The organism is Alienimonas californiensis (assembly GCF_007743815.1).
GTDB classification, from domain to species: Bacteria; Planctomycetota; Planctomycetia; order Planctomycetales; family Planctomycetaceae; genus Alienimonas; species Alienimonas californiensis.
The window spans coordinates 1,616,048-1,628,990 of sequence record NZ_CP036265.1 but is presented as its reverse complement, the minus strand read 5'-3'; the positions used below and the strand labels follow the sequence as shown (position 1 = coordinate 1,628,990).

Here is a 12,943-nt window from a genome sequence, read left to right as displayed (position 1 = left end):
GCGACCGCCATGCCCGCCACCGCCACAGATGCGCCCATCTGGTTCGTGACCGGCTGTTCGAGCGGCTTCGGCCGGCAGCTGTGCGACGTCGTGCTGGAGCACGGCGCCCGTCTGGTCGCCACCGCCCGGGACGTCTCCTCGCTGAGTCACCTGCCGGACGACGAATCGCGGGTTCTTGTGGCCCCGCTGGACGTCACGAACCGGGCCTCCGTCGACGCCGCCGTCGCCGCGGCCCAAGAGCGGTTCGGTCGGATCGACGTGCTGGTGAACAACGCCGGCTACGGCCTGTTCGGCGGCATTGAGGACACCCCGGACGCCGAGGTTCGCCGCCAATTCGACGTGAACGTACACGGCCTGCTGGACGTCACCCGGGCCGTGCTGCCGGTTCTCCGGGCTCAGAAATCCGGTTATATCCTGAACCTCTCCAGCGTGGCCGGGCAGGTGGCGCGGGCCAGCACGGGGTTCTACGCGGCGAGCAAGTTCGCGGTCGAGGCGCTGTCCGAGGCGCTGCGGGAGGAGGTCGAACCGCTGGGGATCAAGGTCACGCTGATCGAGCCGAGCGGGTTCAAAACCGATTTTCACGGCCGCAGTCTCGCTGCCCCGAGCGCCGAGGGGGCCGACTACGCACAGACTGCCGCCGCCGGCCGCGATCGGGTGCGGGGGATGGCCGGCAATCAGGCCGGCGACGCCCGCAAAGCCGCGGAATTGATGTGGCAGGTCGCCCAACTGTCCGACCCGCCCTTCCGCCTGCCGATGGGCGAGATGGCGGTCGACCTGATCCGCGCCAAGCTCGCCGCCGTCGCCGCAGACGTGGACCGCTGCGAACCCAGCGCCCGCAGCGCCGATGGGGACGGGACCTTAGTTCCGCTGACATAACCGACTCCGTTTAGCGGGAGGAGTGATGGGGGAGGAGGCACGCAGGCGTCGTCACCCCATCACCCCTCCCTCCTCCCCGAGACCTTGCTCCTTACCACCCGCCCCGCCCCCTCCCAATGCCCACCGCACTCGTCACCGGCGGCGCCGGGTTCCTCGGCTCCCATCTCTGCGACCGGCTCGTGGAGCGGGGGGACGACGTGATCTGCGTCGACAACTTCTACACCGGCTCCAAGCGGAACATCCGCCACCTGATCGGCAACAATAACTTCGAGGTCGTCCGCCACGACATCGTGCACCCGCTCTTTTTAGAAGCGGACGTCGTCTACAACCTCGCCTGCCCCGCCAGCCCGGAAGCCTACCAGGCGAACCCCATCAAGACGATTAAAACCTCCACCGTGGGAATGGTGAACGTCCTCGGCCTGGCCAAGCGCTGCGGCGCCCGCCTGCTGCACACCAGCACCAGCGAGGTCTACGGCGACCCCGAAGTCCACCCGCAGACCGAGGATTACTGGGGCCACGTCAACCCGATCGGCCCCCGCAGCTGTTACGACGAGGGCAAACGCGTCGCCGAGAGCCTCTGCGTGAACTACGCCCGGGAACATAAAATGCCGATCCGCATGGTGCGGATCTTCAACACCTACGGCCCCCGTATGGACCCTAACGACGGGCGGGTCGTCAGCAACTTTATCTGTCAGGCGCTGCGGGGCGAACCGCTGACGGTCTACGGCGACGGCAGCCAGACGCGGAGTTTCTGCTTCGTCAGCGACCTGATCGAGGGCATCCTCCGCCTGACGGCCTACGACCCGCCGGCGGACGAATTGAAGGAGGACGGCGCCGCCCCCGGCCCGGTGAACGTCGGCAACCCCGGCGAGTTCACGATGCTGGAACTGGCCGAGGCGGTCCTGAAGATCGTCGGCGGCAACAGCGAGTTAAAGCACCTCCCCCTGCCCACCGACGACCCCAAAAAGCGCCGCCCGGACATCACCAAGGCCAGGCGGCTGCTCGACTGGGAACCGCAGGTGAGTCTCGAAGAGGGCCTGAAGCCGACGGTCGAGTTCTACCGGGAACGGCTGGGGCTGTAATCGGCGGGCCGGGTGCCGGCGGGGCGGGTTGAGGCGCCCGGCCGCGGCGCACGAAAACGGGCGGGGCGGCGCCAGCGCCGCCCCGCCCGGGAGCTGTCAACGGGGTGACGGGTTCGACTCAGAGCTTCGTGTTCGTCTCGCCGCCGTCCTTCGTGCCCAGGGCGCCCCAGACGCCGTAGGGGCTCTGCCCAGCGACCGGGTTGGTGGCGGTCAGGTTGCCGGTGTCGACCGTCTCGCTGATCGACTGGACGGAGCCGTCCACCATGCCGACCTGCACGATGCCGTTGTGGTAGCTGCCGGCGCTGTACATCCCGCGGCCGCGTCGGTCGTAGAAACCGCTGTCGGCGCAACTCGGGCCGTTCGGGGGCACGATCGTGTGGAAGCCGGTCACGTCCGCGTACGACGTGGCGTAGGACTTCCCGCGGTCGTCATCCGGCGTATTGCCGGTGCGGGGGTAGAACCCGGGGTTGGCCGGGTCGTTCACGTTCACGTCGTCCAGGCAGTACTGCTGCGGGTTCTCGTAGCCGCCGCCGGACTGCGGCAGGCTGGCGACGCGGCCGACGCCGCCCTTCCACCGGTACCGCTCGGTCCGGCCGATCTCGCCGAAGAGGATCGTGGTGGTCGTGCCGTCGCGGGCGTCGGCGAAGCTGCTGTGCACCGCTTTGTAATCCCGACCCCAGTGGCCGACGGACATCCCGCGGGACCGCTGAATCGCTTCGCTCTGGTTCGTCGAGAAGGCGAGGCCGTTGTCGCCGTAGCACATCGCGTAGTTGGAGTCCGCGTGGCCGGTCGGCACGGTGCTGTCGGACGGGCAGAGCAGCACCGACATCTGATAGAGGTAGGGCGGGTAACCGTGCCCGCCGCCCGGTTCCGGCCACGGACCGAACGCCGGGTACGTTTGGTTGACAGACCCGTCGGCATTGTAGGTCGTCAGCGGTTTGGACATCTGGTTCCACAGCGCCGTCTGGTCCAAATAGGGTGCCAGCCGCGGGAACGCGCTCACGAACCCTTCATTGTTCGACCCGGGACCGGAGGTCCCGCCGCTGGCGGCCGGGAACACCTTGTAGGTGCTGTGGTAGTTGTGGAACGCCAGCCCGATCTGCTTGAGGTTGTTCTGGCACTGGCTGCGGCGGGCGGCTTCACGCGCCTGCTGCACGGCGGGCAGCAGCAGGCTGACCAGGATCGCGATGATCGCGATGACCACCAGCAGTTCGATCAGCGTGAAACCCGATCGCCGGACGGAGCCGACGCGGCGGGGGAGGGGACTCATAAGGGAACTCCGAAGGGATGGAACTGTGGGGGCGGCGAGAACCGCCGACCGGGGAAAAGTGAAGGAACAAACCGGCGACGCCCCAGGCGGCTAGCGAAGAAACCGTGCCAAGGGGACTTGACGGTGCCCCAAACTTTAGGACTGGCCGATGGGTCTTACAAGTCGAGAATGGACCATTGGGTTACCCCTCCATGGCGGCCAGCCTACCCCCGCAGTACGATTCTCGGATTCCCCTGTTTTCGGGCAGGCCGATCACGCCGGCCCCCTCTTCACCTTCACATCGAAGACCGCCGGTATGTCGCCCCGCCTCGCCTCGCTGTTCGCCTTGCTGTTTCTCCTGTCCGGGGCCGTCGCCGGGTGCGGCGGGGCGGTGGAAGACGGGCAACTGGAAGCCCCGGAAAGCGAACTGACTGAGGAACAGCGGCAGGAAGTGATGATGGATTCCTCCGCCGCCGCCAAGTACGCAGACTGATCGCGCCCCGATCGCCCTCTCGGCCGGTCTCGCGAGATGCCCTCCGCCTCGCCCGGTTCGTCGGGCTACTGGCGCTCGGCTGGTGCGTGATGTGCCTCACGCATGAGTTCGGCCATCTGCTCGGCGGGTGGCTCGGCGGGGGGAAGGTGCAATCGGCGTGGTTGGGGCCGTGGCCGCCGCCGTATTCGACCTTCCAACCGGACCCGCACCCGGCGCTCACGCTGTGGGCCGGGCCGTTGTTCGGGTGCGTGGCGCCGGCGCTGCTGGCAGGGCTGATCCGCCGGCGGTGGGCGTGGTTCCTGGCGGACTTCTGCCTGCTGGCGAACGGCTGTTATCTGGCGGTGTCGTGGCTGACCGACGACCGGCTGCTGGACGCCCCGCGCCTGCTGGCGGCGGGGGTGTCGCCGGTGTGGATCGGGCTGTTCTGCCTCGCGGCGTGCGGCGTGGGCTACGTCCGCTTCCGGGCCGCCTGCCGGGCCGTCTGGGCGGGGCCGAGCCCGGCGTAATGACTATGATTCAACTGCGATTGCCATGACGCGACGCGTCAGTGGTGAGCCCGGAGCGCAAGCTCCGGCCGTGCGTCGTTCAACCTCGGCTGCGCCGACGGCCGGAGCTTGCGTTCCGGGCTTACATGACACGCCGCGGCCCTGTGCGTCGGTCCCGTCAGCGGCGTCCGAATGAAAACCGCCCGCCCCGGGAGGTCCCGGGGCGGGCGGCGGACGAATCGGGTTGAGGCCGCGGTTCAGAAGTCGCCGGCGACTTCGTTGCCGGAGCGACTGCCCAGCGCGCCCCAGGTGCCGTAGGGGCTCTTGCCGGAGGTGACGTTGTCCGCGTCGTCCTTGAGGGCGCCGGTGTCGATCGTTTCGGAGAGGAACAGCACGCTGCCGTCCACCATGCAGAACTGCACGCCGCCGGTGTGGTAGCTGGTGGGGGCGAGGATGCCCTTGCCCGTGCGGTTGCCGTCGTTGACCGCCCCGCTCCGTACGCAAGAGGGGCCGTTGGGCGGGCTGATCGTGTGGAAGCCGCCGGAGTACTCCGCGTTGGAGTCCGCCCACGCCTTGCCGCGGGTCGCCTCGCCGGCCGTCTTGTAACGGCCGGGGTTAGCGGGGTCGATCACGTCGGGGCTGTTAATGCAAACGCTGTAGGGCGTATTGAAGGCGGCGTACGTCGAGCTGGTTTCCGGGCCGGGCCAGACGAGCGGGGTGTTCGTGTTCACGGCGCCGAGGAAGCTGGTCGGATCGTCGGTCCGCGCGGTTTCGCCCAGCAGCAGCGTATTGACCGTGCCGTCGCGGGCGTCTTTCATCCCCAGACAGATGTTCTGCGAAGAACTGCCGAAGTTCGCGATGCCCATCCCGCGGCTGCGAATCCGGGCGGCCGTGGCGTTCCCGTCCGGGTGCAGGCCGTTGTCGCCGAAGTTCAACCCGTAGTTGGTGTCCGCGTTGCTGACGGGGTCGGTGCCGTCGGTGGGGCACAGCAGGGTGGCGATCTGCATGGTCCAGGGCCGATAGTTGCTGTCGGCAGTGCGGGGGCCCATCGCGGGATAGTCGATCGTGCCGTCGCCGTCCTGATCCAGCGGCTTGGAGATCTGGTTCCACAGGGCCGTCTGGTCCATATAGGGCGTCAGCGGGACGAGGAAGCTCAACCGGCCGTCGTTGTGTTGCGAACCCTTGGTCGTCCCGCCGCTGGCGGACGGGAAGACCTTATAGGTGCTGTGATAGTTGTGCATCGCCAACCCCAACTGCTTGAGGTTGTTCTGGCACTGACTGCGGCGGGCGGCTTCCCGCGCCTGCTGGACGGCGGGCAGCAGCAGCGACACCAGGATCGCAATGATCGCGATGACCACCAGCAGTTCGATTAGCGTGAAGCCGGACCGGCGCGGCCCCTCCACGCCTGAAGACCTCGGGGTTGAACGGAAAGACGACATCAGGAGCCTCGGAAAGGACTGAGGAAAGGACGATGGGGAAAGGAAAACGTTTCAGAGCAGACCGAAAGCTCATGGCGGAGCCGCCGAACCGTCGAGTCGCTTTGGGGGAAGGCGGGGAACCCCGCCGAGGCCGTAGGGACGTCCGGTGGAACGTCAGAAGGACACCCTTCAGTGCTATCGGAACCGGCCGATGGTCGCAATGAGCATTTTGGGCGTCCAGTGAAGCCATGACAATTTCAGAGCATCCCCCGGGCGACGATGCGTGGGCGGCCCGGGGCGGTCCAGGCGGGACAAGGCCGGGGCGATGCGTTCTCATGGCCTCGTGCACGGCACCTCTGTCTCAAGCGGCGCCGTGCACGATGCCGTTGTCCCGTCCGTGTCGTCCCGTCCGTCCGTCTTGAGAATCGCCATGCTCCGTCGCTTCGCCCCCCCGCTGACCGCATTGGCCCTGCTGTTCGGCACCGCCGCGCTGCTCGGCTGCGACAGCGCCCCCGAGGGGCCGTTGCCCGCGTCCAACGACCCGATCGAAAACCCCCCGCCGCCGGAACCCCTGCCGCCCGGCGAAGCCTGAGCCGCCCGCCCGGTCGCCTGAGGGATCGCTCGGGCGGACCCGGTCGCCGCCGTGTCGCCCTTCCCCCTGCGGCGGGGGTTTCGCCGGTGGGGATCGGGCCGTTCCGCCTCGCGGCGCGCGGCGTGGGTTACGTCCGCTTCCGGGTCGACTGAGCGGCGGGATGGACGAACGGGGACGCTGCGGAACGCGAAAACCGCCCGCCCCGGGATTCCCGGGACGGGCGGGGGACTCTGGCCAATTGAGCTGAACGGAGTCGCGAATCAGAAGTCGCCGACGGTTTCGCCGCCCTCCCGGCTGCCGAGCGCGCCCCAGGTGCCATAGGGGCTCTTGCCGGACAGTTTGCCTTTGGCGGCGAGGTCGCCGGTGTCGATCGTTTCCGAGATAAACCGCACGCTGCCGTCCGCCATGCAGAACTGGGCGCCGCCGGTGTGATAGCTGGAGGCGGAAAGCAGTCCCTTGCCCGCACGGCGGCCGTTGTTGGGGTCGTTGTTCGCCCCGGTCCGCACGCAGGAGGGGCCGTTCGGGGGCAGAATCGTGTGGAAACCGGTGTACTCGGCGTTCCCGCTGGACCACGCCTTGCCGCGGGTCGCCTCGCCGGCGTTCTTATAGAACCCCGGCTCCGCCGGATCGACGACCTCGTCGAGGCACATGGTCTTCGGGTTGTCGAAGCTCACGGTGGAGCCGGACCACGCCAGCGGGCTGGAGATGGCGACGGCCCCGATGAAGCTGCGGTTATCGTCGCTGCGGCCGATCTCGCCGATCAACAGCGTGTTGACCGTCCCGTCGCGGGCGTCCCGCAGACCGATGCAGAAGACGTCCGACGTGCTGCCGTAGTTCATAATCGACATCCCTCGGGATCGGGCCGGCGCGTTCGCGCGATTTTCTTCGGCGGTGAAACCGGAGTCGCCGGCGCTGATCGCGTAGTTCGTGTCGGCGACGCCCGTCGGCCGCGTCCCGTCGGAGGGGCACAGCAGGCTGGAGATCTGATTGGCCCACGGCGGGTAGTCGTTCGCCGTCACCGACGGCCCCATCGCCGGCCACGGAGTCCCGGTGCGGGCGACCCGGTTGCCGTTGGCGTCGAGGTTGAACGCCAGCGGCTTACTAATTTCGTTCCACAGCGCCGTCTGATCCATGTACGGCAGCAGCGGCACCAGATAGCTCAACCGGCCGTCGTTGTGCAGCGCACCCTTCGTCGTCCCGCCGGACGCCGACGAGAACACGCCATACGTGCTGTGATAGTTGTGCATCGCCAGCCCCAACTGCTTGAGGTTGTTCTGGCACTGGCTGCGGCGGGCGGCCTCGCGCGCCTGCTGGACGGCGGGCAGCAGCAGGCTCACCAGGATCGCAATGATGGCAATGACCACCAGCAGTTCGATTAGCGTGAAGCCGGGGCGGGGCGATCGACTTGCAGAACGGGAGCCGGGATGTGGGGCGGTCATGAGACTTCGGGGAAGGAAGAGAAACGAACCCGCGGGAGACGCGGGGCCAGAAAGATCAACTGAACAGCCTGATGCAAAAATCCTGCACCACCGGCATCATAACAGTGTGTACTGATGTTTCAAGGCGCCACCGAAATCGTTCCGGGTCCCCCCCAACGCCTCGCAGACGCCGCTGTCGCGCCCGCCGAGTAAGAGACCCGTTCCGCCTCTTGCCGCCTCTTGGAATCGGTTTGGACCCGGCGATCCGGGCGACGTAGCGTCTCGCTGATGCGGCAGCTAACAGTGAGGAGCGTCGTGGCTGACGGCCGCGGCGTTCCGTCCTGTTCCCCCGTTCGATCCGATTCATTTCGGTCCTGGACATGCTCCACCGCTTTGCCTCCGCGCTAATGCTCCTGTCCCTGGCGTTCGCCTCCATGTCGCTCACCGGGTGCGGCGACGCAGAGGACGGCGTCGTGCCGCCTTCCAGCGACCCAGTGGAAAACCCGCCGCCCGGAAAGCCGCTGCCCCCGGGGGAAGTCTGAGCGGGCGGGCGCGGCCAGCCGACTTTCTCTTCGCAAGGCGGATCGGTTCTGCGATCACTCCGCTTCCCCGTAGGCCGACGGCGAGTGCGCGATGAAGATCCGTAACAAAACCCTGAATCGTCTGCTGGCCGTCTTCGCGGCCCGCCTGCTGACCGTCTGGATGCGCACCTGCCGCGTCGAAGCCTACAGCGTGGCGGGCGCCAGTCCCTTCGCCGGGCGGTTGGGAGAACCGGGTCGGCCGGCGGCGTGCGGCCGGTTCCGCACCGTCGCCCACGACCCCGCGGCGCCGCACACCTACAGCTTCTATCCGTTCTGGCATGAATGGATCGTGCCGTACGTCTTCGTGCGGCCGCACGCCCAGATGGCGGGCTTGATCTCGCAGCACCGCGACGGCGGCTACCTCGCCGACGCCATGACCGCCGTCGGTTTGAAGACCGTGCGCGGCTCGACCAGTCGCGGCGGGGCGGCGGCGGTGAAGCAGATCATGGACGAGTGCGCCGACTGGGACCTGGGCATCACCCCCGACGGCCCCCGCGGCCCGCGGCGGGAACTGAAACCGGGCGTCGCGTTTCTGGCCAGCCGCACCGGCCGACCGATCGTCCCCACCGCCGTGGCCTGCTCCTCGGCGTGGGTCGTGAAGGGCTCCTGGACGGATCTGGTGCTGCCCAAACCCTTCAGCCGCGTGGTGTTCTGCGCCGGCGCGCCGCTGACCGTGCCCCCCGACGCCGACCGAAACGAGTTGAACGCCTGGTGCCGGCGGATCGAAACGGCGATCGCCCAGCAGGAGTCTCGGGCCGGCGTGATCGCCAACGGCGGCGCCGACCCCGGCATCCCGACGGCGGCGACGAGCGGCGCCGACGCGCTGGACGACTCGGCCCCGGTGCGGCGGGCGGCCTGACGCCGAATCGGAAGCGGCGGGGCGGGCGAACGTGCGGGTGAACGCCGTCAGCCCCGGCCCGCTCCCGCCGCTCTCGCGGCGGCCGCCGTCGGGCCGGAGAATCCGAGGCGCCGGGCCGGCCCCGAGGCGTCCGGGCGGGGAATTCGACTCGGCCACTAGTCGGTCCGGTCGGTCGCGGGTACACTCCTGCTCGCTCTTGCCCCGCTCCGGCCCGGGTTCTGCCTGCTTCGCCCCTCGAATCGCTCGGGGGAGGCGACAGGAGAGACACCGGGACGAACGCGGAGGGGGCACCCCCTGACGGCCGCCGGCACGTTCTCCGTTCGGAGAACCTCTCCGGCCCCGGAGTCCTCTCCTTCCCTGGAGACCTCCGGCGTAACGCCGTCTGATCCGATCGGCTCCGGGATGCGCCCCGGCCGACGATCATGGGACTGGCGGGCACTTCGGCGAATCGCGGATCGAACCCGCGCGCGGCCGGCATACCCGCACCGCGCGCACCTTTTCGATCGCTTTTTCAACGAATCACGCTTCCGGTCTGCCATGAATACTGCCCTGCTCTCCGCGTCGCCGTCCTCCCAAACGGACGACGACGCCCCCGAATCCGCCCGCCCCGAGCACGTCGAACCGCAGGCGGTCGAGGCCGCCGCCGACGATCTGCCCGCCGACAGCGAAGCCGCCGACGCCGACAGCGAAGTCGCGGAAAGCAACGTCGCTGACAGTAACGTCGCGGAAAGCGAAGTCGTCGGCGGCGCCGCCGAGGTCGTCGTCGAGGACGACGCCCCGCCGGAACCGCACCTCGAAACCGCTGCGCTGCTGAACGACGCCCCCCCCGCCTGCGGCGCCGGCGAACCGCCGATCCCCGCCGTCACGCCGCCCGCCGCCTCGTCGGCCCCCGCGAAACCGCAAGCGGACGTCGCTCCCAAACAGGCGGACGTCGCGCCCAAGAAGGTCGAACTGAAGAAGCCGGAACCGCAGCCGGAGCCCAAGCCGGAACCGGCGCCGAAGTCCGGCTTCGCCAAGCTGGGGCTGTCCGCCGCCCTGCTGAAGGCCCTGGCGGAGAAGGGTTATGAAACGCCCACCCCCGTGCAGGCCGAGGTGATCCCCGCGATCCTCGCCGGTCGGGACGTGCTCGGTCAGGCCGCGACCGGCACCGGCAAAACGGCCGCCTTCGCCCTGCCGCTGCTCGACCGCATGCGGATCGCCGAAACCGCCCCGGACGCCCCGGACGAGCGGCCCGGCCCGGCGATCTTCTGCATGGCCCCCACCCGCGAACTGGCCGCCCAGGTGGCCGAGGCCTTCCGCGCCTACCGCGGCGAGATGCGGGTGAACATCCTCACCGTCGTCGGCGGGGAGTCCTTCGGTCCGCAGCTCTCGGCGTTGCGCCGCGGCGTGGACGTCGTCGTCGCCACCCCCGGCCGGGCCCTGGACCTGCTGAAGCGCGGCAGCCTCGACCTCTCCGGCCTGCTGGCCTGCGTGCTGGACGAGGCCGACGAGATGCTCGATATGGGCTTCCAGGACGAAATCGAGGCCGTCCTCGATTTCACCCCGCCCGGCCGGCAGACCGTGCTGGTGAGCGCCACGCTGGCGCCGCGGATCCAGGCGATCGCCGCCAAGCACCTGTCGAACCCGGTCCGCATTGAGATCGGCAAACCGCAGGCCGCGAAGGGCGAGGACGCCCGCGTGGTGCACAGCGCCCACTTCGTCCGCCGCCAGGAGAAGGCCGCCGCGATCGACCGCATCCTCGAAGTGGACGGCGCCGGCCCGACGCTGATCTTCTGCCGGACCCGCGGCGGCGCCGACGACCTCACCACCGAGCTGAACCGCTGCGGCCGCCGGGCCGCGGCCCTGCACGGCGGGCTCACCCAGGACCAGCGGACGAAGGTCGTCGAACGCCTCCGCGGCGGGACGTTGAACGTCGTCGTCGCCACGGACGTCGCCGCCCGCGGGCTGGACGTGCCGGAACTGACGCACGTCGTGCACGCCGACCTGCCCAACGGCCCGGAACCCTTCGTGCACCGCTGCGGCCGCGTCGGCCGGGCCGGCCGCGTGGGTCGGGTGGTTTCCTTCCTGCACCCCAAGGAACGGTTCAAGCTGGTCCAGTTCGCCCGGGCCGCCAACGCGGACGTGGCGATCACCGACCTGCCCGCCGCCGACGACGTCGTCACCGGGCGGTTGAAGAAGACGCGGGCCGCCCTGCAGGATGCGGCGACCTCCCCGGCGTTCGCCAAGCTGCGGGAGCAGCTCGGCCCGCTGCTGGCGGAACTCGATAAGGAGTTCGGTCCGGAAACGCTGGCCCTGGCGGCCGCGGCGCTGGCCCACCGCACGGCGTTCGGCGAGGAGCCGGTCGGCGAACTCGGCGCCCCCGGCCCCCGCGACAGCGGCGGCCCGAGCGACGGCCCCCGCGGCAAGGGCGGCCCCAAGTTCAGCGGCGGCCCCGGCGGGTCCAAGTTCAAGAGCGGCCCGAAGTTCGCCGGCAAGGGCGCCCCCCGCACCCCCGGCCCCTGCCCCCCGGGCAGCGCCCGCCTGTGGGTCTCCGCCGGCCGCGACTCCGGCGTCCGCCCCGGCGACCTGGTCGGCGCCATCGCCGGCGAAACGCACCTGAGCGGCGGCGACATCGGCGCGATCACGATCGCCCCGAGCTTCAGCCTCGTCGACGTCCCCCAACAGGCCGCCGACACGGTGATTCAGTCGCTGAGTCGCGGCGGCCTCCGCGGCGACAAGGTGACCGTCCGCCACGACCGCCAGGCGTAACGTTTGCGGCGGATCCGACGATCCGCCACGATCCGCAAGTTCCCGTAACGCCGAGGCCCCGCGGGGCCTCGGCGTTACGTCTTGGAATGACGCGGGCGATGGCGGTGGGCGGTGGGAACGCCCTAAGATCGCCGGCGTCCTTCCCCGCCTCGCAGGTCGATTCATGTTCGCTCCCCGCTTCCCCCGCCGTCGTGCGTTCGCCCTCTGTCTGATGGGGGCGGCGGTCGCGCTGGCGCCGCACGCTCCGGCCGGCACCGACGACGGGGACGCCAAAGCCGAGGGCGAGTGGGTCAGCCTGTTCGACGGGAAGACGCTTGAGGGCTGGACGCCGAAGATTCGCACGCACGCCGTTGGCGAGAACTACGCGAACACCTTCCGCGTCGAAGACGGCCTGCTGACGGTCTCCTACGACGGCTACGACGAGTTCAACAAGCAGTACGGCCACCTGTTCTATAAGACCCCCTATTCGCACTACCGCATGAAGTTGGACTACCGCTTCGTCGGGGACCAGGTGAAGGGCGGCGAGGGCTGGGCGCGGCGGAACAGCGGCGTGATGGTCCACGGCCAGTCGCCCGAGAGCATGGGCAAAGATCAGGAGTTCCCCGTCTCTATCGAGGTCCAGCTGCTCGGCGGCGACGGCCGCGGCAAGCGCTCCACCGGCAACCTCTGCACGCCGGGCACCAACGTGGTGATGGACGGCGAATTGAAGACGAACCACTGCTTCAATTCCACCTCCGAAACCTACCACGGCGACCAGTGGGTCACCGCGGAGATCGAAGTCCGCGGCGACCAGGTCATCCGCCACTTCATTAACGGCGAAGAGGTCTTCAAATATGAAGCCCCGCAACTGGACCCCCGCGACGGCGACGCCAAAAAGCTGATCGAAGCGGCCGGCGGCGAAAAGCTGCTCTCCGGCGGCACGATTTCGTTGCAGTCCGAAAGCCACCCGGTTCAGTTCCGCAACATTCAAATCAAAGAACTGCCGGCGGAGTGAATGACCGGCCCCGTCGTCCCCCCTCGCCCCCTTTTGGGGGAGAGGGGTCGGGGGTGAGGGGGCGGTGATTCACGAAGACTATTTACCGCCCGTCCGCTCACCCGTCGGCAGGTGGTCGCCGCAGAGAGCGGGGGCGTAGGAACCGTGC

At 69.1% G+C, this 12,943-nt stretch carries 12 protein-coding genes; 9 read left to right on the top strand and 3 right to left on the bottom strand.

The genetic code is table 11. The features are described from left to right. Positions 1-9 precede the first annotated feature (9 nt). Both CA12_RS06240 and CA12_RS06235 read left to right on the top strand, forming a co-directional pair. Positions 10-876: an oxidoreductase gene (locus CA12_RS06240; RefSeq protein WP_145358002.1), complete on the top strand. Its 867-nt coding sequence runs from the start codon at positions 10-12 to the stop codon at positions 874-876. Positions 877-992: 116 nt separating this feature from the next. Further along, a complete protein-coding gene (locus CA12_RS06235) occupies positions 993-1,958 on the top strand; it encodes a UDP-glucuronic acid decarboxylase family protein (RefSeq protein ID WP_145358001.1) in 966 nt (321 codons plus the stop codon). Between the two features lie 118 nt (positions 1,959-2,076). Here the strand turns inward: CA12_RS06235 and CA12_RS06230 are convergent, their stop codons facing one another. Continuing rightward, positions 2,077-3,228, bottom strand: a complete 1,152-nt coding sequence (locus CA12_RS06230; protein WP_145361345.1) for a DUF1559 domain-containing protein — start codon at positions 3,226-3,228, stop codon at positions 2,077-2,079. 295 nt (positions 3,229-3,523) lie between these two features. On the opposite strand from CA12_RS06230, the gene CA12_RS21940 reads away from it, so the two are divergent. Together CA12_RS21940 and CA12_RS06225 are read left to right on the top strand one after the other, a co-directional pair. Next, positions 3,524-3,700 carry a hypothetical protein gene (locus CA12_RS21940; protein WP_165700592.1) on the top strand — a complete coding sequence of 59 codons (177 nt, stop codon included), beginning with the start codon at positions 3,524-3,526 and terminating at the stop codon, positions 3,698-3,700. A gap of 89 nt (positions 3,701-3,789) precedes the next feature. Continuing rightward, positions 3,790-4,206: a hypothetical protein gene (locus CA12_RS06225; RefSeq protein WP_145358000.1), complete on the top strand. Its 417-nt coding sequence runs from the start codon at positions 3,790-3,792 to the stop codon at positions 4,204-4,206. 236 nt (positions 4,207-4,442) lie between these two features. On the opposite strand, the gene CA12_RS06220 is transcribed toward CA12_RS06225, so the two are convergent. Continuing rightward, positions 4,443-5,588 (bottom strand): DUF1559 domain-containing protein, encoded by a 1,146-nt coding sequence (locus tag CA12_RS06220; protein WP_207622159.1) that lies wholly within the window; start codon positions 5,586-5,588, stop codon positions 4,443-4,445. Between the two features lie 445 nt (positions 5,589-6,033). On the opposite strand from CA12_RS06220, the gene CA12_RS21935 reads away from it, so the two are divergent. Then, entirely contained in the window at positions 6,034-6,195 is a 162-nt protein-coding gene (locus CA12_RS21935) for a hypothetical protein (RefSeq protein WP_165700591.1), read from the top strand. Between the two features lie 260 nt (positions 6,196-6,455). Here the strand turns inward: CA12_RS21935 and CA12_RS06215 are convergent, their stop codons facing one another. Further along, a complete protein-coding gene (locus CA12_RS06215; RefSeq protein ID WP_145361343.1) occupies positions 6,456-7,634 on the bottom strand; it encodes a DUF1559 domain-containing protein in 1,179 nt (392 codons plus the stop codon). A gap of 359 nt (positions 7,635-7,993) precedes the next feature. Here CA12_RS06215 and CA12_RS21930 point away from each other — a divergent pair, with 359 nt between their 5' ends. From CA12_RS21930 to CA12_RS06200, 4 genes are all read left to right on the top strand, one after another. After that, entirely contained in the window at positions 7,994-8,155 is a 162-nt protein-coding gene (locus CA12_RS21930; RefSeq protein WP_165700590.1) for a hypothetical protein, read from the top strand. Positions 8,156-8,246: 91 nt separating this feature from the next. Beyond that, on the top strand, positions 8,247-9,053 hold the full coding sequence (locus CA12_RS06210; RefSeq protein WP_145357998.1) for a lysophospholipid acyltransferase family protein: 807 nt from the start codon (positions 8,247-8,249) through the stop codon (positions 9,051-9,053). A 537-nt stretch (positions 9,054-9,590) separates the two neighbouring features. Then, on the top strand, positions 9,591-11,801 hold the full coding sequence (locus CA12_RS06205; RefSeq protein ID WP_145357997.1) for a DEAD/DEAH box helicase: 2,211 nt from the start codon (positions 9,591-9,593) through the stop codon (positions 11,799-11,801). A 163-nt stretch (positions 11,802-11,964) separates the two neighbouring features. Then, positions 11,965-12,795, top strand: a complete 831-nt coding sequence (locus CA12_RS06200) for a 3-keto-disaccharide hydrolase (protein ID WP_145357996.1) — start codon at positions 11,965-11,967, stop codon at positions 12,793-12,795. Positions 12,796-12,943 lie beyond the last annotated feature (148 nt).

What these genes read in the sequence shown, in the direction of transcription:
- CA12_RS06240 (WP_145358002.1), top strand. Translation starts at nt 10, where the DNA reads ATGCCCGCCACCGCCACAGATGCGCCCATCTGGTTCGTGACCGGCTGT.
- CA12_RS06235 (WP_145358001.1), top strand. Translation starts at nt 993, where the DNA reads ATGCCCACCGCACTCGTCACCGGCGGCGCCGGGTTCCTCGGCTCCCAT.
- CA12_RS06230 (WP_145361345.1), bottom strand. Translation starts at nt 3,228, where the DNA reads ATGAGTCCCCTCCCCCGCCGCGTCGGCTCCGTCCGGCGATCGGGTTTC.
- CA12_RS21940 (WP_165700592.1), top strand. Translation starts at nt 3,524, where the DNA reads ATGTCGCCCCGCCTCGCCTCGCTGTTCGCCTTGCTGTTTCTCCTGTCC.
- CA12_RS06225 (WP_145358000.1), top strand. Translation starts at nt 3,790, where the DNA reads ATGTGCCTCACGCATGAGTTCGGCCATCTGCTCGGCGGGTGGCTCGGC.
- CA12_RS21935 (WP_165700591.1), top strand. Translation starts at nt 6,034, where the DNA reads ATGCTCCGTCGCTTCGCCCCCCCGCTGACCGCATTGGCCCTGCTGTTC.
- CA12_RS06215 (WP_145361343.1), bottom strand. Translation starts at nt 7,634, where the DNA reads ATGACCGCCCCACATCCCGGCTCCCGTTCTGCAAGTCGATCGCCCCGC.
- CA12_RS21930 (WP_165700590.1), top strand. Translation starts at nt 7,994, where the DNA reads ATGCTCCACCGCTTTGCCTCCGCGCTAATGCTCCTGTCCCTGGCGTTC.
- CA12_RS06210 (WP_145357998.1), top strand. Translation starts at nt 8,247, where the DNA reads ATGAAGATCCGTAACAAAACCCTGAATCGTCTGCTGGCCGTCTTCGCG.
- CA12_RS06205 (WP_145357997.1), top strand. Translation starts at nt 9,591, where the DNA reads ATGAATACTGCCCTGCTCTCCGCGTCGCCGTCCTCCCAAACGGACGAC.
- CA12_RS06200 (WP_145357996.1), top strand. Translation starts at nt 11,965, where the DNA reads ATGTTCGCTCCCCGCTTCCCCCGCCGTCGTGCGTTCGCCCTCTGTCTG.